At 73.9% G+C, this 20,319-nt stretch carries 17 protein-coding genes; 3 read left to right on the forward strand and 14 right to left on the reverse strand.

The window, feature by feature from the left end:
- Positions 1-153: 153 nt before the first annotated feature.
- Positions 154-3,237: a putative bifunctional diguanylate cyclase/phosphodiesterase gene (locus IH25_RS0124365; protein WP_030614417.1), complete on the reverse strand. Its 3,084-nt coding sequence runs from the start codon at positions 3,235-3,237 to the stop codon at positions 154-156.
- Positions 3,238-3,622: 385 nt separating this feature from the next.
- On the reverse strand, positions 3,623-4,600 hold the full coding sequence (locus tag IH25_RS0124370; protein WP_030614420.1) for a 2-hydroxyacid dehydrogenase: 978 nt from the start codon (positions 4,598-4,600) through the stop codon (positions 3,623-3,625).
- Positions 4,601-4,675: 75 nt separating this feature from the next.
- Between IH25_RS0124370 and IH25_RS0124375 the strand changes: the two genes are divergently transcribed.
- Positions 4,676-5,674, forward strand: coding sequence for an aldo/keto reductase (locus tag IH25_RS0124375; RefSeq protein ID WP_030614423.1), 999 nt, complete (start codon positions 4,676-4,678; stop codon positions 5,672-5,674).
- Positions 5,675-5,795: 121 nt separating this feature from the next.
- The gene (locus tag IH25_RS0124380; RefSeq protein WP_030614426.1) at positions 5,796-6,947 is read left to right on the forward strand and encodes a PQQ-dependent sugar dehydrogenase; all 1,152 of its coding nucleotides are present in this window, start codon (positions 5,796-5,798) and stop codon (positions 6,945-6,947) included.
- Between the two features lie 67 nt (positions 6,948-7,014).
- Here the strand turns inward: IH25_RS0124380 and IH25_RS0124385 are convergent, their stop codons facing one another.
- From IH25_RS0124385 to IH25_RS42460, 6 genes are all read right to left on the reverse strand, one after another.
- Positions 7,015-7,239, reverse strand: coding sequence for a DUF6191 domain-containing protein (locus tag IH25_RS0124385; RefSeq protein ID WP_394298447.1), 225 nt, complete (start codon positions 7,237-7,239; stop codon positions 7,015-7,017).
- Between the two features lie 24 nt (positions 7,240-7,263).
- Positions 7,264-10,305 (reverse strand): helix-turn-helix transcriptional regulator, encoded by a 3,042-nt coding sequence (locus IH25_RS0124390; protein WP_107058452.1) that lies wholly within the window; start codon positions 10,303-10,305, stop codon positions 7,264-7,266.
- Between the two features lie 200 nt (positions 10,306-10,505).
- Positions 10,506-10,694 (reverse strand): hypothetical protein, encoded by a 189-nt coding sequence (locus IH25_RS0124395; protein ID WP_030614436.1) that lies wholly within the window; start codon positions 10,692-10,694, stop codon positions 10,506-10,508.
- Between the two features lie 197 nt (positions 10,695-10,891).
- A complete protein-coding gene (locus IH25_RS0124400; protein WP_030614439.1) occupies positions 10,892-11,542 on the reverse strand; it encodes a hypothetical protein in 651 nt (216 codons plus the stop codon).
- Positions 11,543-11,577: 35 nt separating this feature from the next.
- Entirely contained in the window at positions 11,578-12,153 is a 576-nt protein-coding gene (locus tag IH25_RS0124405; RefSeq protein ID WP_030614442.1) for a GNAT family N-acetyltransferase, read from the reverse strand.
- 62 nt (positions 12,154-12,215) lie between these two features.
- The gene (locus IH25_RS42460; protein WP_030614445.1) at positions 12,216-12,617 is read right to left on the reverse strand and encodes a hypothetical protein; all 402 of its coding nucleotides are present in this window, start codon (positions 12,615-12,617) and stop codon (positions 12,216-12,218) included.
- A gap of 76 nt (positions 12,618-12,693) precedes the next feature.
- On the opposite strand from IH25_RS42460, the gene IH25_RS0124415 reads away from it, so the two are divergent.
- Positions 12,694-13,491 carry an SAM-dependent methyltransferase gene (locus tag IH25_RS0124415; protein ID WP_394298448.1) on the forward strand — a complete coding sequence of 266 codons (798 nt, stop codon included), beginning with the start codon at positions 12,694-12,696 and terminating at the stop codon, positions 13,489-13,491.
- 68 nt (positions 13,492-13,559) lie between these two features.
- Here the strand turns inward: IH25_RS0124415 and gatB are convergent, their stop codons facing one another.
- The 6 genes from gatB to IH25_RS0124445 form a co-directional block, all read right to left on the reverse strand.
- Complete coding sequence (gene gatB / locus IH25_RS0124420) at positions 13,560-15,074, reverse strand: Asp-tRNA(Asn)/Glu-tRNA(Gln) amidotransferase subunit GatB (RefSeq protein ID WP_030614452.1); 1,515 nt, start codon at positions 15,072-15,074, stop codon at positions 13,560-13,562.
- A gap of 16 nt (positions 15,075-15,090) precedes the next feature.
- The gene (locus IH25_RS0124425) at positions 15,091-15,330 is read right to left on the reverse strand and encodes a hypothetical protein (RefSeq protein ID WP_030614455.1); all 240 of its coding nucleotides are present in this window, start codon (positions 15,328-15,330) and stop codon (positions 15,091-15,093) included.
- A complete protein-coding gene (gene gatA / locus IH25_RS0124430) occupies positions 15,327-16,826 on the reverse strand; it encodes an Asp-tRNA(Asn)/Glu-tRNA(Gln) amidotransferase subunit GatA (protein ID WP_030614458.1) in 1,500 nt (499 codons plus the stop codon). The genes IH25_RS0124425 and gatA overlap by 4 nt, the downstream gene beginning before the upstream one ends.
- Positions 16,827-16,831: 5 nt before the next feature.
- The gene (gene gatC, locus IH25_RS0124435; protein ID WP_004925108.1) at positions 16,832-17,128 is read right to left on the reverse strand and encodes an Asp-tRNA(Asn)/Glu-tRNA(Gln) amidotransferase subunit GatC; all 297 of its coding nucleotides are present in this window, start codon (positions 17,126-17,128) and stop codon (positions 16,832-16,834) included.
- 93 nt (positions 17,129-17,221) lie between these two features.
- Complete coding sequence (locus IH25_RS0124440; protein WP_030614464.1) at positions 17,222-17,716, reverse strand: cupin domain-containing protein; 495 nt, start codon at positions 17,714-17,716, stop codon at positions 17,222-17,224.
- A gap of 186 nt (positions 17,717-17,902) precedes the next feature.
- Positions 17,903-20,167, reverse strand: a complete 2,265-nt coding sequence (locus tag IH25_RS0124445) for a putative bifunctional diguanylate cyclase/phosphodiesterase (RefSeq protein ID WP_030614466.1) — start codon at positions 20,165-20,167, stop codon at positions 17,903-17,905.
- Positions 20,168-20,319: the final 152 nt, after the last annotated feature.

The raw sequence follows: 20,319 nt of genomic DNA on the forward strand, positions 1-20,319 counted from the left end.
TCGTGCCACAAGGCAAGCGAGGGGAGCGCGCCGGTGAGGTCGCTGGGGATTCCGGATCGTCCTCCGGTGGGTCCCAGCTCAGCCGACGCGCTGTCCAAGTACGAGAATTCGGGTGCGCATGGAACTGACCCTCCCCCCGGCACGCACCACGTGTCAAGTGGGTGGGACGGGCGTCTCAGAATGTGAGCGAAGGGCACTGCCGCCTCCGAAGACAGCGGGAACACCCCCTGTGTACACCCCGTTCGGTTCCCTCGCACTGCCCGCGAACGCGGGCTCGGCCGCGCCGTGCGGCACCGGGTAGTGGCCGGAACCGAGCGCCCGGCGCAGCCGGTACTCGTCCAGCGGACCGGCGAACGCCATGCCCTGGCCGTGGGTGCAGCCCATGGCGCGCAACGCGACCACCTGCTCGGGCAGGTCGACGCCCTCGGCCACCGACTGCAGGCCCAGATCGCCGGCGATCCGCAGCAGACCGCTGGTGATCTTGTGCAGCCGCGCGGACTCCACCACGCCCTCGACCAGGCCGCGGTCGAGCTTGAGGATGTCCACGGGCAGCCGCCGCAGCGCCGTGATGGCCGCGTAGCCGCTGCCGAAGCCGTCCAGCGCGATCCGCACCCCGAGCCGGCCGAGCGCGGTCAGCCGCCGTTCCAGCTCGTCCAGCGGGACGCGGGGGTCGGTGTCGGACAGCTCCACGACCAGCGCCCCGGGCGGCAGCCCGTACCGGTTCAGCAGCGCCTCCACCGAGCCCAGCGGGGACGAGCGGTCCAGCAGCCGCCGGGCGCTCACCCGGACCGTGACCGGCACGGCGACCCCGGCGGCGGCCCGCTCGGCCGCCTGCTCGACGGCCTGCTGGAGGATCCAGCGGTCCAGCTCGGCGGTCTTGTCGGCATCGTCGGCCACCCGCAGGAACTCCGCCGGGGTGAACAGCACCCCCTGGGAGGAGCGCCAGCGGGCCTGCGCGGAGACGGTCGTGATCCGGCCGCTCTCCAGGCACACCACCGGCTGGTGCAGCAGCGTGAACTCGCCGTCGTGCAGCGCGGCGCGCAGGCGCGTGGCCAGCTCCGCCTTGCGGACGACGTCCTGCTGCATCTGCGGCTTGTACAGCTCGACCCGGCCCTTTCCGGCCGACTTCGCGCGGTACATCGCCAGGTCGGCGTTCCTCAGCAGCTCGCCCGCGCCGAGGCCCGGTTCGGCGAAGGCGACGCCGATGGAGGCGGCGACCCGGACGTCGTTGCCGTCGATGGCGTACGGCTGGGAGAGGGTGACCCGCAGCCGGTCGGCCAGTTCCAGGATGTTGCGCTCCCGGGCGGCGCGGTCCCGGGTGCCGTCGCCGACGATCAGCGCCGCGAACTCGTCCCCGCCCAGCCGGGAGGCGGTGTCGCCCTGCCGGACCGCCTCCTGGAGTCTGCGGGCGGCCTGGATGAGCAGCTCGTCCCCGGCCTGGTGCCCGATCGTGTCGTTGACCGCCTTGAACCCGTCCAGGTCGATGAAGAGCACCGCCGTGCCGCGCAGCGCGGCGCCCCGGTCGGTGGCCCGGCGGCCGGCCAGAGCCTGCTGCACGCGCCGGGTGAACAGCGCGCGGTTGGGCAGGTCGGTCAGCGGGTCGTGCTCGGCGTTGTGCTGCAACTGCGCCTGGAGGCGGACCCGCTCGGTCACGTCCCGGCTGTTGAAGATCAGCCCGCCGTGGTGGCGGTTGACGGTCGACTCGACGTTGAGCCAGCCGCCGTCGCCGGAGCGGAACCGGCACTCGATGCGGGTGGTGGGCTCCTCCACGGGGCTCGCGGCCAGGAAGCGGCGCACCTCGTGCACCACGCAGCCCAGGTCCTCCGGGTGGATGAGGGCGGCCAGCTCGGTGCCCACCAGTTCCTCGGCGGGCCGGCCGTACACCCCGGCGGCGGCCGGGGAGACGTAGCGCAGGACGCCGTTGGGCGCGGCGATCATGATGACGTCGCTGGAGCCCTGCACCAGGGAGCGGAAGTGGTTCTCCTTCTGCGCCAGTTCCTGGGTGAGGGTGATGTTGTCCAGCAGCATGATGCCCTGCCGGATGACGAGCGCCAGCACCACGGCGCCCGCCGTGATCAGGACGACGTGGTCGGGCCTGCGGCCGTTGAGGACGTTGTACAGGATCCCCAGGGTGCACACGGCCGCGGCGAGGTACGGGGTGAGTGCGGCGAGGGAACCGGTGAGCGGCCGGCCGGCCGGGTACCGGAGGTGCTCGCCGCCCGGCGCGGGCAGCGGGGGCGCGGGGTGGTGCCCCGTGCTCCACTGACCCGTGCCCCACTGCGCAGCGCCCCACTGTCCCGTGCTCCACTGGCCGGGGCCGCGCTGGCCCGGCACGTGTTCGTGGACCACGCGGGTGTGCCCGTCGGACGCGTGCGCCCGCGGCCCGCTCTGGCGCCGGGGCGCGGCCCACGGGGCGTAGGCGAGCAGCAGGGAACCGGCGAACCAGCCCGCGTCCAGCAGCCGCCCGGAGCGGTAACTGCTGTGCAGCAGCGGCGAGGTGAACAGCGCGTCGCACAGCACGGTCAGCGCGAGCGCGCCGATCGCGGTGTTGACCGCCGTGCGGTTGCCCGGGGCACGGCGGAAGTGCAGCGCCAGCACCATGCTGACCAGGGCGATGTCGAGCAGCGGGTACGCCAGCGACAGCGCGGCGTGCGCCACGCTCGACCCGTCGATGCGGGCGGCCTGGGCGAGCGCGAGGCTCCACGAGAGGGTGAGCAGCGAGCCGCCGATCAGCCAGGCGTCCAGCCCCAGGCAGATCCAGCCCGCCCTGCTCGCCGGGCGCTTGGCCAGCACCAGCAGGCCCACGATGGCGGGCGGCGCGAAGCACAGGAAGAACAGGTCGGCGTAGCTGGGGCTGGGCACCGGGGCGCTCAGGGCGACCTCGTACCAGCCCCAGACCGCGTTGCCCAGCGAGCTCATCGTCGCCGAGAGGGCGAACAGCAGCCAGGCGGACCGGAAGCGCACCCGCGGGCCGCGGGCGTACAGGAAGCAGGAGACGGCGGCGGCGGCCGCCGCCGCGCTCAGTCCGAAGTCGCCCATCACGTCCGCGACCCGGTCCGAGCCCCAGCCGAAGGCGGATCCGCCGGCGTAGGCCGCGCAGACCAGGGCGAGGACGAGCTGCTCCACCAGGCGCCTGTTCTCCCCGGCCACCGGCCGGCGCGGCTGCGGCGCCTCGTGCGGGTGCGGTGCGCGCACCGCGCTGTCCAGGGGGGTCGTCACCGAGGTCGGGGCGCTCACCGGGGCCTCCCGGTGCGTGCCGTTCCCCGGTCCTGACGGTCCCGCTGCGCCGGGTACGCCGGCCGGCGACGGCCGCTGTACCTGCGGTGGTGGTGGCTGTGGTGGCTGGTGTGATGGCCGCGTCTGCGCGTGGCCGTGCGCCAGGGTCGCCGTCGGCGGCTCCGCCGCGTCGGATCGTTCGTCCATAGGCCGTGCATCGCCCGTCGCCCCCCTCACAGATCTGAAATGTCCATCCCCAGCGCCGAACGTCAGCGGCGCAGCCCCTGCCCGGGACGATACACCAGGATCGTCACTCAGGGACATAGCGTCTCTACGCTCCGTGACGACCAGGGCGTATACCGGTACGGCATGCGTCCGAAAGATTGCGGAGGGTGCCGGAAGGCGCCTAGCGCCCGGTTGCTCCCGCCGTTTCGGGACCGGTCGTAAGGATCACGTTCCGCAGGGGTTCGTGGTTCACGAACCGGGTCAGCTGGTCGGCGATCAGCCGCTCGGCGCGCGGCAGGAAGGCCGAGGAGGGCCCGCCGACATGCGGGCTGATCAGCACGCCCGGCGCCTGCCACAGGGGGTGGCCGGGGGGCAGCGGCTCGGGGTCCGTCACGTCCAGGGCCGCCGTGATCCGGCCCCGTTCCAGTTCGGCGAGGAGCGCCTCGGTGTCCACGACGGCTCCGCGCGCGACGTTGACGAGCAGCGCGCCGTCCTTCATGCGGGCGAGGAAGTCCGCGTCCACGAGTCCCCGGGTGTCCTCCGTCAGGGGGGTGCAAAGGATCACGACATCAGCGTGTGGAAGCAGGGAGGGCACATCGGTGATCGGATGCACGGGACCGCGCGCTACCGTGCGACCGGAGCGTGCGACCCGTGCGACCCGCGCGACCTCGAAGGGCACGAGCCGGTCCTCGATGGCGGCGCCGATGGACCCGTACCCGACGATCAGCACGCTCTTGTCGGCGAGCGAGGGGTGGAATCCGGCCGCCCAGCGCTCCTGCCGCTGGGCGCGGACGAACTCCGGGATGCCGCGCAGCGCGGCGAGGGTCAGGGTGAGCGCCAGCTCGGCCGTGCTGGTCTCGTGCACGCCCCGCGCGTTGCACAGGCGTACGCCCGGCGGGAGGTCCGCAAGCCGCGCGGTGATGTCGTCGACGCCGGCGGTGAGCGTCTGGACGACCCGGACGTTCGTCAGGTGCGGCAGCGGGCCCACCCGGACCGACAGCCGTTTCATGTACGGCACCACGTAGACCGCGCACCGCGCCGGGTCGCCGGGAAACGGCTGGTCACCGTCCGCGCCGCCGTCCCAGAACAGGTAGCGCGGTCCCGCGGGCAGCCCCTCGATCTCCTCGGGCGGAATGGGAAGCCAGACCTCTGCACTCATGCCAGGAGGCTATGTCAGGGCCGCGCACGCGCAGAGGTTAGGTTGGGGGCCGGGCAGAGGGAGGTTCACGAGCAGGTGGAGCGCAGGACGATCGGCGCGGGGGGACTCGCGGTGGGGGCCGTCGGACTCGGGTGCATGCCGATGAGCTGGGCGTACACCGCATCCCGGCGACGGGGTGAGGAGTCGGTCAGAGCCGTGCACCGGGCGCTGGACCTCGGCTCGGACCTGCTGGACACCGCGGACATGTACGGCCCGTTCACCAATGAGCTGCTGCTGGGCCGGGTGCTCAGGCAGCGGCGCCGGGACGCCTTCGTGGCCACGAAGGTGGGGCTGCTGGTGGGCGAGCAGCACATCGTGGCCAACGGCCGCCCCGGCTATGTGCGGCGGGCCTGCGACGCCTCGCTGCGCCGGCTCCAGACGGACGTGATCGACCTGTACCAGCTGCACCGCCCCGACCCCGAGGTGCCCGTCGAGGAGACGTGGGGCGCGATGGCGGACCTGGTGCGGGCCGGGAAGGTGCGGGCGCTGGGCCTGTGTGCGCTGGGGGCGCGCGGCGGGCGCCGCTCGGGCGCCGGGCTGTACGACGCGACGCTGCGCCGGTTGCAGCGAATACAGCAGGTGTTCCCGGTGAGCGCGGTGCAGGCGGAGCTGTCGGTGTGGTCACCGGAGGCACTCCAGGCGCTGCTGCCGTGGTGCGAGGCGCGCGGGGTCGGTTTCCTCGCAGCGATGCCCCTGGGCAACGGCTTCCTGACCGGGACGCTGACGCCGGGCGAGGGGTTCGAGCCGGACGACGTGCGCGCCCGGCATCCCCGGTTCACGGCCGAGATGATGGCGGCCAACCAGCCGATCGTCGTGGGGCTGCGGCGCATCGCCCGGCGGCACGGCGAGGGGGTCACCCCGGCCCAGGTGGCGCTGGCCTGGGTGCTGGCGCAGGGCCGTCATGTGATCGCGCTGCCGGGCACCAAGCGGGAGCGCTGGGCCGCGGAGAACGCGGGGGCGGCGGGGCTGCGGCTGACCGCGCGGGACCTGGCGGAGGTGGCCCGGCTGCCGGCGGCGCAGGGTTCCTGGGACTGAGTTCCCGGAAACCCGGCCGGGTGCGGGCCGGAGCAGCGTGCGGGCCCGGCCGGGTGTGGGCCCGGAGTAGCGTGCGGCGTGGGGCCGCTGTGGTGTCCGCCGTTCGGAAGGGACCGTGATCGTGCGACGTCGAGCCGTACCGGCCGTGCTGGCCGTGACCGCCCTGCTGCTCACGGCGGGCTGCTCCTCGGGGGGCGGAAACGCGCCGGAGCGGACGCCGGCCGCCTCGGGCTCCGGAAGCTCCGCCGCTTCCCGGGGCACCGGACCAGCCGCGCCCGCCAAGGGGTCGGCCAAGGTGCTGCGCACGGTGGCCGAGGGACTGAAGTCACCGTGGGGACTGGCCGCGCTGCCGGGCGGTGATCTGCTGGTCTCCTCGCGGGACGAGGGCACCATCGGCCGGATCGACGCGAAGACCGGCCGGACGACGGTGCTGGGCACGGTCTCCGGGGTCGCCCCGGCCGGCGAGGGCGGACTGCTGGGCATCGCGCTGTCCCCCGGCTTCGCCTCGGACCACATGATCTACGCCTACTTCACCTCGGCCTCGGACAACCGGATCGTCCGCGTGCGCTACGACGAGCGGAAACCGGCCGGTGAGCGACTGGGCGCTCCCGACACGGTGTTCAAGGGCATCCCCAAGGGCACCATCCACAACGGCGGCCGGATCGCGTTCGGGCCGGACGGCATGCTGTACGCGGGCACCGGCGAGACCGGGCGGCGGGGCCTGGCGCAGGACCGGTCCTCGCTCGGCGGGAAGATCCTCAGGATGACCCCGGACGGCGAACCGGCGCCCGGCAATCCCTTCCCCGGCTCCGTCGTGTACTCCTACGGCCACCGCAACGTTCAGGGGCTGGCCTGGGACGGCCATCAGCGGCTGTTCGCCTCGGAGTTCGGGCAGGACACCTGGGACGAGCTGAACGCGATCAAGCCCGGCGGCGACTACGGCTGGCCCGAGGCGGAGGGCCGCTCCTCCGACGCCCGTTTCCAGAACCCGGTCGCCCAGTGGCACACCGACGACGCCTCCCCCAGTGGGATCGCCTGGGTGAATGGCGCGATCTGGATGGCGGGACTGCGCGGCGAGCGGCTGTGGCGCGTCCCACTGGACGGCATCTCGGCCTCGGCCGCCCCGCAGGCGTTCCTCGCCGGCACCTACGGCCGGCTGCGCACGGTGGCCGCGGCGGGCGACGGCCGGCTGTGGCTGGTGACCAGCGAGACGGACGGCCGGGGCACGCCGAAGAAGGGGGACGACCGGGTGCTGGAGCTCCAGGTCCGCTGAGCCCGCCCGCCGGCCCGTCGGCCCCACGCTCCTTCGGCCCCACGCTCCTTCGGTCCTTCGGCCGAGGTCAGTCGGGCTCGGGCCCGGGTTCCTCGTCGGCCGGTGCCGGCGGTTCGGGCGAGGACAGCCGTATGACCGCCTTGCCGGAGGCCAGGTCTATGGGACCGCGACCGGGGTCGTTGTCGCCGACGTCCTCCCGGGACAGCTCCAGCCGCTTCTGTTCGTCCCGGGTGTGTTTGCGGCCGGGTGAGAACAGTTCCTCGAAGACGTTGAACACGGCTTCCCCCCTCATCGCCGGTTTTCTCCAGCGTAGGTCTCACCCGGACCGTTCGGCAGCGGGTGTCCCGGCCATGAGGAGGCCGAGCCGGTGCGCCACCGCCGCCGCCTCGCCCCGGCCCGAGACACCGAGCTTGCCCAGGATGTTGGAGACATGGACGCTCGCCGTCTTCGGCGAGATGAACAGCTCCTCGGCTATCTGCCGGTTGGTACGGCCGGCCGCCACCAGGCCGAGGACGTCCCGCTCCCGGCTGGTGAGACCGAACGCGGCGGCCGGATCGGCGGCCGGGTCCCGGCGCTTGCCGCCGCCGAGGGTGAGCCGGGCCCGCTGGGCGAGCCGGGCGACGGCGTCGGCGAGCGGGCGGGCCTTCAGGTGCTCGGCGACCGCCGCGGCCAGCCTGAGCAGTTCCACGGCGCGGTCGCGCTCGTCGTCGCCGCCCTCGGCCAGCAGCGCCCCGGCCAGGCGGTGCCGGACCCGGGCGAGGTCGTAGGGGCGGTCCAGGCACTCGAAGGCGGCGACGACCGGGGCCCAGGTCTCGATGGTGTCCCGGCCCTCGGCGCGCAGCAGTTCGGCCCGGGCCCACCGGCTGTGGGCCTGCCACAGGGGGACGCCGGTGGTCAGCGTCCGTACGGCCGTGGAGAGGCGGTCGAGGATCTCGGCGCGGCCGGGCCGGGCGGCGGGCAGGACGCGGGCGTCGGCCTCGGCGGTGGCGGCGGCCAGCAGCAGCGGCCAGCCGTAGCGGTGGGTGCCGGGCGGGAAGCCGGCGTCCAGGACCGGCAGGACGAGCGCGCGGACGTCGTCGGTCCTGCCCTCGGCGGCGGCTATGCCGACGGCGGTGCGGATCAGCGGCAGGGACTGCTGGGGCCGCGGGTCGTGGGTGCCGTACCAGGAGCGGGCGGTGGCGAGCTGCCGGGCGGCCTCGGCGAGGTCGCCGTGGGCCAGGGCGAGATGGGCCAGGCGCAGGGCGCCCCCGGCGCGGGGCTTGGCACTGTGGCCGACGCGGGTGGCGTGCGCGGCGGCCTCGGCGGCCTCGTCCCAGCGGCCGAGCGCGTAGAGCGCCTCGGAGAGGTTGCCCCAGGCCCAGGCCCCGGAGTCCAGCAGTCCGTACCGGCGGCAGAACTCGATGCCCTCGCGCAGCAGCGGGACGGCCTCCCGGTCCCGGCCGACGCTGCGCAGCGCGGACGGCAGGTTGACGTAGGCCCGGCCGGCGACCGGGTGCACGCCCTCCGCCAGGGTGTCCCGCAGCACCTGCCGCATCTGCGCCAGGCCCGCCTCCGGGTCGCCGGACTCCACCGTCAGCCCGCCCAGGGTGAGCAGGGCGTGCAGTTCGGTCTCGCGGGCGCCCACCATGCGCGCGTACTCCACGGCCCGTTCGGCGGCGGCCAGCGCCTCGGGACCGGGCCGGTGCTGCATGGACCAGTTGGCGACGACCGCCAGCACCTCGGCGTGCACCTCCGACGGCGGCAGACCGCGCACCAGCTCCTGCGCGGTGGCCAGTTCCTGCCAGCCGTCGCCGCGGGCCTGGGCCTGCACCAGCCGGGAGCGCTGCACCCAGAACCAGGCGGCGCGCAGCGGGTCCGGGTCCTCCTCCAGCAGGCGCAGGGCCCGCTTGGTGATCTTCAGTGCGCGTTCCCGTTCGCCGCCGAAGCGGCCCGCCACCGCGGCCTCGGCCATCAGGTCGAGGTAGCGCAGCGGGGTGGTGGCCGGGTCGCAGCCGCACGGGGGATACACCTCCGCGTAGTCGACCGGGCGCAGGGCGGCGCGCACCTCGGCGGGGGCGTTGTCCCACAGCTCCATCGCCCGTTCCAGCAGCCCGAGTTGTTCGGTGTAGGCGTGCCGGCGGCGGGCGACGATGGCGGCGGCGAGGACGGCGGGCAGGGCCTTGGCGGCGTCGTGCGCGTGGTACCAGTAGCTGGCCAGGCGCATCACCCGGGCGTCGGCGGGGACGAGCGTGGGATCGGCCTCCAGGGCCTCGGCGTAGCGGCGGTTGAGCCGGGAGCGTTCGCCGGGCAGCAGGTCGTCGGCGACGGCCTCGCGGACCAGGGAGTGCCGGAAGCGGTAGCCGTCGCCGGCGGGGGTGACGGTGAGGATGTTGGCGCCGACGGCGGCCCGCAGCGCCTCGATGAGGTCGTCCTCGGCCAGCCGGGCCACGGCGGCGATCAGCCGGTACTCCACCGTGGAGCCGCCCTCGGCGACGATCCGGGCGACCCGCTGGGCGCGCTCGGGCAGCGCCTCGACCCGGACGAGGAGCAGGTCGCGCAGGGAGTCGGTGAGACCGGTGCAGTTTCCCTGGCAGGTGGCGACGGCGAGTTCCTCGATGAAGAAGGCGTTGCCGTCGGAGCGTTCGTAGATCTCGTCGACCCGGGCGGGGTCGGGTTCGGCGGCGAGGATGCCGGCGATCTGGCGGCAGGCCTCCTCGCGGGTGAAGCGGGCGAGTTCGATCCGGCGGACGGTGCGCAGCCGGTCCAGTTCGGCGAGCAGGGGGCGCAGCGGGTGGCGGCGGTGGATGTCGTCGCTGCGGTAGCTGGCCAGGACCAGGAGGCGGCCGGCGCGCAGGGTGCGCAGCAGATAGGCGAGCAGGTGGCGGGTGGAGGCGTCGGCCCAGTGCAGGTCCTCCAGGACCAGGACGACGGTGTGGTCGGCGGCGACCCGCTCCAGCAGCCGGGCGGTGAGCTCGAACAGCCGGGCCATGCCCTGTTCGTCGTGGCGGCCGGCGCCGGCCTCGCCGAGGTCGGGCAGCAGCCGGGCCAGTTCCTCCTCCTGGCCGGCCGCGGCGTCGGCGAACGCCTCGGGCAGGGCGTCGCGCAGGGCCCGCAGCGCGGCGGAGAAGGGGGCGAACGGCAGCCCGTCGGCGCCGATCTCCACGCAGCCGCCGACGGCGACGACCGCGTCGCGGCCGGCGGCGGCCGCGGCGAACTCCTCCACGAGGCGGGTCTTGCCCACGCCTGCCTCGCCGCCGAGCAGCAGCGCCTGCGGCTCGGCGGCGTCGGCGCGGGCGAGCGCGTCGCGCAGCGTGGCCAACTCGGCGGTGCGGCCGACGAACACGGGACTGACGGACCTGGTCTCCACGGGCCCGAGCATCGCACGCGTTCCCGAGAGCCCGGCACTGGTTTTCCACAGGTCCCGTGTGATGGTCGTACTTACATCCGGGAGGGCCGTACCGACGTCCGGGAGGGCCGTACCGACGGGCGGGAAGGCAGCCGTACGGTTCCGTGGGGAAGTTTCACGGTCCCGGTACCGCGAGCGGCCGACCCCCGTCCGGCCGCTCCGCTCCCCCGGCGTCACGCGGTGTGCGGCAGTCCGCGCCGGCGGGAGCCGTCGGTATGCGACTCGGCGGCCGGGGCGGCGTGGCCGGTTCGCTCGCGGCGGGCGGCGCGGCGCGAGCGGACGACCTCGCGGGCCAGGCGCTCCTCCCGGGCCGTGCGGCGCAGCTCGGCGGAGCGCAGGCGGTGCAGTTCGAGCTCGTACATGGCGGGTCCCTTCGAGGGATTCGGTGGCAAGTGCCGCTTTCCGCGACGCATCCCACTCTCGTCCCGCGGCCGGGTCCGCCGCATCGGGTAAGTGCCGCATCTTCGCGCGTCCGGCGGGCCGTACGCGCGCGTAAGGGGCCTTAGGGCGTCCGCCCACCGGACGGGGACGCCCTAAGACCCCCGGGATCCGCGTCCGCTCAGCCGGCGGAGGGCACGGCCAGCAGGGCGTCGGAGTACTTCAGGACGGCCAGCAGCAGGCCGATGACGCCGAGCGAGAGGCCCGCCCAGGCCACCGACCTGATCCAGGCGGCCTGCGGGCGGCCCGGGGCGCCGAACGCGGGCCGGACCAGCACCACCACGGCGGTGACCAGCGCGGCCAGCGCGAACAGCCCGGCCCACAGGGCGGTGGTGTGCCAGGCGTCGCCGTAGACCTCCTTGAGCTGGGTGCCGACGCTCGCGCTGGTGGACGTGCGCAGCTGGCCGATGAGCTGCTCGCGGGCGGAGGCGACGGTGCCGACCCAGCCACCGGTGAGCGAGACCAGGCCCAGCGCGGCGGAGACGACGGCACCGGCGCCCTGGCCGACCCCGGAGGACACCTTGTCACCGGCGCCGTCCGCCTCGCCTTCCGCGGCGCCCTCGGCGTCCCCGTTCTCCCCGGTCTCCCCGCGCTCCCCGTCTTCCTCGCCGGCCGTCTCCGGCCCGGCCTCCCCGGCCTCCCCGGCTTCCTCAGCCTCCGCCGTCTGCGCCACGCCCCCGGGGCCGGCCGTGGTCGTCTCGTCGTCCTTGCGCGTCTCGGTACCGGTACCGGTGCCGGCGGTCTCGGCGCCTTCCGCTGTCTTCGTTGCCATGCCCGGCACCGTACGGACGCTGTCTGAGAGGTCTCTTAACGATCGTTTCGCTCGGTACGCGCGCGTGCCGCACGCCACTCGGGTGCCAGCACCGCCCAGATCTCGGTGCTGGTGCGCACACCCCCGTGCGGGTAGTTCTCGCGGAGCACGCCCTCGCGGGTCATGCCGAGCCGCCGGGCCACGTTGATGCTCGGCTCGTTGGCCGAGGACACCTGCCACTCCACCCGGTGCATGCCGCGCTCCTCGAACGCCCAGTCGAGCAGGATCCGCATGCCGCGCGTGACCAGCCCGCGTCTCGCCGCGGCCGGCTCCAGCCAGCAGCCGGCCTCGCAGACCCCGCTCGGGGTGTCCCAGACGCGGAACAGCAGCCCTCCGACGAGCTTGCCGTCGAGCCGGATCCCGTGCAGGCCACCGGCGTCAGCGGCGCGCTTGTCGGCGTACGACTTCAGCCAGGCACGGGCCCCGTCGAGATCGCGGACCGCGTCCGCGAGCCCTATGTGCCGGCCGATGAACTCCCGTCCCCGGTCGATGTTCTCCAGCAGCTCCCCGGCGTGCCACACCTCCAGGGGCCGCAGTTCGGCGCCGTCGTCACCGAGCGATATCGCGTACATGAAGCCGCACTTTCCTTCCCGCAGTTCGTCCGCCGGGACCCGGTCGGTACGGCAAAAATACGTCAGTCGAACTGGTCCCCGATCGCCATGATCATCACGCCCGCGATCAGCAGCCACAAGGCCCTGCGGGTACGGCCCCTGGCGCCCAGCACCGCCGCGAGCGCGCACACGGCGGCGCCGAGGGCGTAGGCGGCGGGCACGAGCGCCGGGGCGGCGCCGGCGGACCTCAGCAGCGCCGCGCCCAGCCCCGCGCAGGTCAGCAGCGCCCCGGTCCCGACGGCGGCCCAGCGGGCCCGCCGGGCGTCCGTCACGTACTCCTCGGCGCCCCCGGCGTACTCCTCGTCGGCTCCCGCGTACTGCTCGGCGCCCCCGGCCGGCTCCTCGGCGTCCCCGGCGGCTTCGTGCGCTTCGGCGGCCTCCTTCGTCGCGGGCTCGGCATCGGATTCGGTGGTGCTTCCCCTCATGGCGGGCGAGCGTACCTCCCACGGCGGCGAAAACCCGGTGCGGGGCGGCCGTCCCGGCTGCTAGGGATGGTTGCTTGTGAACAGCTCACCGACCACACCGGACGCGCTCACCCGCCGTGTCACCCACCCGCGTTACCCCCGCAGCAACGGCTACGACGCCCGCTGGACCGTCGAGAACCAGATGGGCCCGCACGCGCTGTGGCTGCTGGAGTGGCTGGCCCCCGCCCTCGGGCTGGACGCGCTGCCGCCGGGCGCGCGCGTGCTCGACCTGGGCTGCGGACGGGCGATGACCTCCGTCTTCCTGGCCCGCGAGTACGGCCTCCAGGTCACCGCCGCCGACCTGTGGGTGGAGCCCGGCGAGAACGCCGTACGGCTCGCCGAGGCGGGTGTCGCCGACCGGGTGCTGCCCGTGCGCGCCGAGGCCCACGACCTACCGTTCGCCGAGGGGACCTTCGACGCGATCGTCTCCATCGACGCCTACCAGTACTTCGGCACCGACGACCTGTATCTGCCGTCCCTGACCCGTCTGTTGAAGCCGGGCGGGCGGATCGGGGTCGTCGTCCCGGCGCTGCGCGAGGAGCCGGCGGGCACCGAGCCGCCGAAGCACCTGGAGCCCTGGTGGGAGCCCGCCTTCTGGTGCTTCCACACCGCGGACTGGTGGCGGCGCCACTGGGGCCGCAGCGGGGCCGTGGAGGTCGAGACGGCCGACTGGCTGGAGGACGGCTGGCGGGACTGGCTGCTGTGGTGCGACGTGGTCGCCGAGGAGAGCACGGACGACTTCCACGTCCGCATGGCGGGCCGGTCCGCGGAGATGCTCCGCGTGGACCAGGGGCGCGCGCTGGGCTTCGTACGGGTCGTGGGACGCCGGGCCTAGCAGGACGTACGACACCATGCGTACGGCCCCGGAGGCGGTCGTGCCTCCGGGGCCGTGCGCGGGTGGGGTCAGCCCTCGGTGACGCCCAGCTTGTCCAGGATCAGCTCCTTGACACGGGCCGCGTCGGCCTGGCCGCGGGTGGCCTTCATGACCGCGCCGACCAGGGCGCCGGCCGCGGCCACCTTGCCGCCGCGGATCTTGTCCGCGATGGCCGGGTTGCCGGCGATGGCCTCCTCGACGGCGGCGGTCAGCGCGCCCTCGTCCGAGACGACCTTCAGACCTCGCTTGTCGACCACCTCGTCGGGGGTGCCCTCGCCCGCGAGGACGCCCTCGATGACCTGGCGGGCCAGCTTGTCGTTCAGGTCTCCCTTGGCGACCAGCTCGGTGACCCGGGCCACCTGCCGCGGGGTGATCGCCAGCTCGTCCAGCGCCGTGCCGGACTCGTTGGCGCTGCGCGCGAGTTCGCCCATCCACCACTTGCGGGCGGCGGCCGCGTCGGCACCGGCGTCGATCGTGGCGACGATCAGGTCCAGCGCGCCGGCGTTCAGGATGGCCTGCATGTCGGTGGCGGAGATGCCCCACTCCGCCAGCAGGCGGGTGCGGCGGGCCAGCGGCAGCTCGGGCAGGGCCGCGCGGATCTCCTCGACCCACTCGCGCGAGGGCGCGACGGGGACCAGGTCGGGCTCCGGGAAGTACCGGTAGTCCTCGGCCTCCTCCTTCACGCGGCCCGAGGTCGTGGACCCGGTGTCCTCGTGGAAGTGGCGGGTCTCCTGGACGATCGTGCCGCCGCCGGAGAGCACGGCCGCGTGGCGCATGATCTCGTAGCGGGCCGCACGCTCCACCGAGCGCAGGGAGTTGACGTTCTTCGTCTCCGAGCGCGTGCCGAACTTGTCGGCGCCCTTGGGCATCAGCGACAGGTTCACGTCGCAGCGCATCTGGCCCATCTCCATGCGGGCCTCGGACACGCCGAGGGCGCGGATGACCTCGCGCAGCTCGCGGACGTACGCCTTCGCCACCTCGGGGGCGCGCTCGCCGGCGCCCACGATCGGCTTGGTGACGATCTCGATGAGCGGGATGCCGGCGCGGTTGTAGTCCAGCAGGGAGTGGGACGCGCCGTGGATACGGCCGGTGGCGCCGCCGACGTGCGTCGACTTGCCGGTGTCCTCCTCCATGTGGGCGCGCTCGATCTCCACGCGGAAGGTCTCGCCGTCCTCCAGCTGCACGTCGAGGTAGCCGTTGAAGGCGATCGGCTCGTCGTACTGGGAGGTCTGGAAGTTCTTCGGCATGTCCGGATAGAAGTAGTTCTTCCGGGCGAAGCGGCACCATTCGGCGATCTCGCAGTTCAGCGCGAGACCGATCTTGATGGCGGACTCGACGCCGGTCGCGTTGACGACCGGGAGCGCGCCGGGCAGGCCGAGGCAGACGGGGCAGGTCTGGGAGTTCGGGTCGGCGCCGAGCGCCGTCGAACAGCCGCAGAACATCTTGGTCTTGGTGCCGAGTTCGACATGGACCTCAAGGCCCATGACGGGGTCGTACGCGGCCAGCGCGTCCTCGTACGACACCAGGTCGGTCGTGGTGGTCACGGTGAAAACTTCCCTCTCAGCCCAGCAGGACGTCGTCGTCGCCCAGCCGCTTCAGCTCGCGGTAGAGGATGGCGAGGCCGGTGACGATGCCTGCGGCGGTGACGACGGCGTCGACGAGCCTCAGCGTGTCGTTCTCGGCGCGGGCCTTCTTGATCTGCTTCGCGGCGCCGACCGCGCCGAACGCGGTGGCGGCCATGGACAGGTACGTACCGGACTTGGACTTCTTGAAGTCCTTGGCCTTCGACAGCTTGCTCACAGCGACGGTGCCTCCTCCAGCAGCGGGTGACCCCACTTTTCCACGAAGGCGGCCTCGACGGCGGCGCCCACCTTGTACAGCCGGTCGTCCTTCAGCGCCGGGGCGATGATCTGCAGGCCCACCGGGAGGTTGTCCTCCGGGGCGAGACCGCAGGGCAGGGACATGGCCGCGTTGCCCGCCAGGTTGGTCGGGATGGTGCACAGGTCCGCGAGGTACATCGCCATCGGGTCGTCGGCGCGCTCGCCGATCGGGAAGGCGGTGGTCGGGGTCGTCGGGGAGACGATCACGTCGACCTGCTCGAAGGCCTTCTCGAAGTCCTGCGTGATGAGCGTGCGGACCTTCTGCGCGGAACCGTAGTACGCGTCGTAGTAACCGCTCGACAGCGCGTACGTGCCGAGCATGATCCGGCGCTTGACCTCGGGGCCGAAGCCGGCCTCGCGGGTCAGGGAGGTGACCTCCTCGGCGGAGTGCGTGCCGTCGTCGCCGGTCCGCGCGCCGTAGCGCAGGCCGTCGAAGCGGGCCAGGTTGGAGGAGCACTCGGACGGGGCGATCAGGTAGTACGCCGACAGGGCGAGGTCGAAGGACGGGCAGTCCAGCTCGACGATCTCGGCGCCCAGCTCCTTGAGCAGCTCCACCGACTCGTCGAAGCGCTGGATAACGCCGGCCTGGTAGCCCTCGCCGCGGAACTGCTTGACCACGCCGACGCGCATGCCCTGGACGCTGCCGTTGCGGGCGGCCTCGACCACCGGCGGGACGGGAGCGTCGATGGACGTGGAGTCCAGCGGGTCGTGGCCGGCGATCACCTCGTGCAGCAGGGCCGCGTCCAGGACCGTACGGGCGCAGGGGCCGCCCTGGTCGAGGGAGGAGGAGAAGGCGACCATGCCGTACCGGGACACCGCGCCGTAGGTCGGCTTCACGCCGACGGTGCCGGTGACGGCGGCCGGCTGGCGGATGGAGCCGCCGGTGTCGGTGCCGATGGCGAGCGGGGCCTCGTAGGCGGCGAGCGCGGCGGAGGAACCGCCGCCGGAGCCGCCGGGGATCCGGGTGAGGTCCCAGGGGTTGCCGGTCGGCCCGTAGGCGCTGTTCTCGGTGGAGGACCCCATGGCGAACTCGTCCATGTTGGTCTTGCCGAGGATGACGACGTCGGCGGCCTTCAGCCGCTTGGTGAGCGTCGCGTCGTACGGCGGGATCCAGCCTTCGAGGATCTTCGAGCCGACGGTCGTGGGCACGCCCTCGGTGGTGAAGATGTCCTTGAGCGCGAGCGGGACGCCGGCCAGCGGGCCGAGCTTCTCGCCGCGCTCGCGCTTGGCGTCCACGGCACGGGCCTGGGCGAGGGCGCCCTCGCGGTCGACGTGCAGGAAGGCGTGGACCTTCTCGTCGACGGCCTCGATCCGGGCGAGGTGGGCCTCGGTGACCTGGACCGCCGTCAGCTCGCCGGAGGCGATCTTCTCGGCGATCTGCGCGGCCGTGAGCTTGATGATGTTGCTGTCCGTCATGGTGGTCACTCCTCCCCCAGGATCTGCGGCACCTTGAAACGCTGCTGCTCCTGGGCCGGGGCGCCGGAGAGCGCCTGCTCGGGGGTGAGCGAGGGACGGACCTCGTCCGGCCGCATGACGTTCGTCAGCGGGAGCGGGTGAGAGGTCGGCGGTACGTCTTGGTCGGCGACCTCGCTGACGCGGGCGACCGCGCCGATGATGTCGTCGAGCTGTCCCGCGAAGTGGTCGAGTTCTTCGGGCTTCAGCTCCAGACGCGCCAGCCGGGCGAGGTGGGCGACCTCCTCGCGCGTGATGCCAGGCATGCAGCGATCCTCTGGGTGAGTGTGTGTGGTTTGGGCCCAATCCTATGGGGCGGGGCCCCGTGCCCGTGAAACGGTTTCCCCCGGGGGGCCGCCTCAGCGGTGCCGGCCGTCCCAGGCCGCGCTCTTCAGGAAGTGGTTGTCGTACAGCTCCTGGATCTCCAGCAGGCTCTCCGGCGCGGCCTCGCCCAGGCGGACGCGCTGGAGGTGGCGGAAGTAATCGAAGCGCTCGACGCCCGGTGCGATGACGATCAGCAGGTCGGCGGTGGCGCCGGGCGCGGCGGCGAAGGCATGGGGGCGGTCCGGCGGGACGATGATCAGGTCGCCGCGTGCGGCGGTGACGACGTCGTCGCCGGAGAGGACCTCGGCCTCGCCGTCGAGCAGGTAGAACATCTCGGCCGAGTTGTGGTGGACATGCGGGCGGGCGCCGTCGGCCCCCTCGGCGAGGGTGACCCGCACGGTGGACAGCGCACCGCCGCTCGCGCTGCTGTCGGCCAGCAGCCGTACGGCCACGGGGGTGTCCCCGACCACCTCGGCCTCGGCGTCCCGGACCAGTACGGTGTCATCGAACCTGGGCACGAACAGCGACATGGCGCCTCTCCCTCGTCGCGGCGCCCGCCGGTGGGCGCCTGCTGGTGTGGCGCCCGGGCCGCGAAAGAGCGGGCCGGCGCCGGTCGCTACAACGATCTTGGTCGCGAAGCCCATTCCGCACCCGGCGGCCTTCGTACCGCCGTACCGCAGACCTTGCCGGCCGGCCCCCGTCCGGGGAGCGGGCGGCTACTCGGCCGCGGGCAGTACGGCGGGTGCGGCGGGGGACCTCTGCCAGCCTCGGGAGCCCCGGGCCAGCAGCCAGGTGGTGGCCTCCTCCGGCGGCATCGCCGCGGCGACCAGCCAGCCCTGCACCGCGTCACAGCCCAGGTCCCGCAGCCGCTCCCAGGTCTCGTCGTCCTCCACGCCCTCGGCGACGACCAGCAGCCCCAGCGAATGGGCCAGGTCCACCGTGCAGCGGACGATCTCGGCGTCCTCGGTGTCGACGGCGAGCCGGGCCACGAAGGAGCGGTCGATCTTCAGCTCGCTGACCGGCAGCCTGCGCAGGTGCACCAGGGACGAGTACCCGGTGCCGAAGTCGTCCAGGGACATCTTGACGCCGTGCCCGGTGAGCCCGGCGAGGGTGTCGGCGGCCCGCTGCGGGTCCTCCAGCAGCACGTGTTCCGTGATCTCCAGCTGGAGCGCCCCGGCCGGGACCCCGTGCCGGGCCAGGCGGGCGGCGACGGAGCCGGCGAAGCCGGGCGTGTGGACGTCGCGCGGGGAGACGTTGACGGCGACCGGGACCCGCAGGCCCTGTGCGCGCCACCGGGCGACCTGGCCGAGCGCGGTCTCCAGGACGTACTCGGTGAGGTGGGGCATCAGCCCGGAGGACTCGGCTATCGCTATGAACTCGTCCGGCGGCACCTTGCCGCGCTCGGGGTGCACCCAGCGGACCAGCGCCTCCAGGCCGGCCACCTGTCCGTCGAAGCGGACCTTGGGCTGGTAGTGCAGCTGGACCTCGTGCGCGTCGAGGGCCCGGCGCAGATCGCCGAGCAGGCCGAGGCGGTCGGGGGTGTTGGAGTCCCGCTTGGACTCGTAGACCTCGACGCCGGTGCGGTCCCGCTTCGCCTGGTACATGGCGACGTCGGCGCGGCGCAGCATCCCCTCGGCGTCGAGGGCGTGATCGGGGAAGACCGCCACACCGGCGCTGGCCTCCAGGACGAGGGTGAGGCCGTCCAGGTCGAGCGGGGAGCTGAGGGCGGTGACGAGAGAACGGGCAACGCGCGTCGCCGACGTGGTGGAGTCGGCGACGGGGAGTAACACGGCGAACTCGTCCCCGCCGAGCCGGGCGGCCTCGGCGCCGCGCGGCAGGGCGAGCCGCAGCCGGTCGGCGATCTGGAGCAGCAGCCGGTCACCGGCCAGATGACCGAGGGTGTCGTTCACCGAGCGGAAGCGGTCGAGGTCGATCAGCATGAGCGCGGAGCGGGCCCCGATGCGGTCGGCGTCGTCCAGCGCGGTCCAGATGCGCTCCAGCAGCCACTGCCGGTTGGGCAGCCCGGTCAGCGGGTCGCGCAGCTGCTCCTCGGCGCGGGCGCGGGCCATCCACAGCGTGGAGTCCAGGGCGATGAGCGGGATGGCGAAGAGCGGGAGGAGGATCGGCTCGGCGTCGGCGACGACGCACAGCAGCGGCGCGATGCCGAGCAGCGCGACGGCGACCAGGCCCTGTCGGACCAGGGCGGTGCGGGTGATGGTGGGCAGCCCGCCGTCGCGCGGCGCGGTCAGGTACCACAGCAGGCCGCGGCCGACGGCGAGGTAGGCGACCGCGACCAGGACGACCTCGGGGGCGGTGGCGATGCTCCAGTTGTCGGGCCGCCAGGGGTCCTCGACGCTCGGGACCCGGCCGAACGCGCCGAGCAGCAGGGCGCCGACGCCGATGCCGAGGATGTCCACCGCGCCGTGCAGCACCCCCTGGCGCCAGCGGTGCCGGCGGGCGGCACCGACCAGGACGACGACGGTGAGGCTGACCAGTCCGGCCGGCACCCAGCCGTACAGCAGCAGGACGGCGAGGGTGAGGGCGGCGCCCGAGCCGGTGCCGCCCCACCAGCGGGCCCGGCCCAGCATGACGAGGTGGCCGACGATGACGCCGGTGAGCAGGGCCAGCGCCCAGCCGACCGTGCCGTTCGGGAAGAGGGCGTGGCCGCCGGCGCAGGCGCCGTAGAACCCGGCGGCCAGGGCGAGTCCCGCGGCGGCGACGACGGCCGCGGGCAGCGCCGGCCAGGACGGGTGCCGCTCGGTGCCGGCGCCGGCCAGGCCGGGCGCGGACCGGGCGGCCGGCGGCAACGGGGCGGCGTGCTGGAGGGCCGCGCCCGGGCCGGCGGGACGCGGGGTGACGGGGCGCGGCCGCACTCCCGTACGGCCCTCGGCCCACCCGGTCCACCGGTTCTCGCGCCAGGCCCCCGCACGGCGGCGCGGGCGCAGCCGTGCGTTGGGGGCGGCGCTCTCGGTCGGTTCCATTCCCGTCCCTCTCACAGCCGGCGGTGCCCACGCCACGCGGCCCGATGCCCGACAACCATCAGCGGCTCCGCGTCGAAGAAACCCTCCCCGGGCCTGTCGAGGGCACGGAGATGCCCCAGCCGCAGCTGGGCACGGCAGGCGCACACCTCAAC

The sequence above is a fragment of the Streptomyces achromogenes subsp. achromogenes genome (genome assembly GCF_000720835.1).
Taxonomy (GTDB): Bacteria; Actinomycetota; Actinomycetes; order Streptomycetales; family Streptomycetaceae; genus Streptomyces; species Streptomyces achromogenes.

Bases quoted from the DNA above. Each gene is read 5' to 3' on its own strand.
- IH25_RS0124370 (WP_030614420.1), bottom strand. From the start codon at position 4,600: ATGAGTGCAGAGGTCTGGCTTCCCATTCCGCCCGAGGAGATCGAGGGG.
- IH25_RS0124385 (WP_394298447.1), bottom strand. From the start codon at position 7,239: ATGAGGGGGGAAGCCGTGTTCAACGTCTTCGAGGAACTGTTCTCACCC.
- IH25_RS0124390 (WP_107058452.1), bottom strand. From the start codon at position 10,305: ATGCTCGGGCCCGTGGAGACCAGGTCCGTCAGTCCCGTGTTCGTCGGC.
- IH25_RS0124395 (WP_030614436.1), bottom strand. From the start codon at position 10,694: ATGTACGAGCTCGAACTGCACCGCCTGCGCTCCGCCGAGCTGCGCCGC.
- IH25_RS0124400 (WP_030614439.1), bottom strand. From the start codon at position 11,542: ATGGCAACGAAGACAGCGGAAGGCGCCGAGACCGCCGGCACCGGTACC.
- IH25_RS0124405 (WP_030614442.1), bottom strand. From the start codon at position 12,153: ATGTACGCGATATCGCTCGGTGACGACGGCGCCGAACTGCGGCCCCTG.
- IH25_RS42460 (WP_030614445.1), bottom strand. From the start codon at position 12,617: ATGAGGGGAAGCACCACCGAATCCGATGCCGAGCCCGCGACGAAGGAG.
- gatA (WP_030614458.1), bottom strand. From the start codon at position 16,826: ATGACGGACAGCAACATCATCAAGCTCACGGCCGCGCAGATCGCCGAG.
- gatC (WP_004925108.1), bottom strand. From the start codon at position 17,128: ATGCCTGGCATCACGCGCGAGGAGGTCGCCCACCTCGCCCGGCTGGCG.
- IH25_RS0124440 (WP_030614464.1), bottom strand. From the start codon at position 17,716: ATGTCGCTGTTCGTGCCCAGGTTCGATGACACCGTACTGGTCCGGGAC.
- IH25_RS0124445 (WP_030614466.1), bottom strand. From the start codon at position 20,167: ATGGAACCGACCGAGAGCGCCGCCCCCAACGCACGGCTGCGCCCGCGC.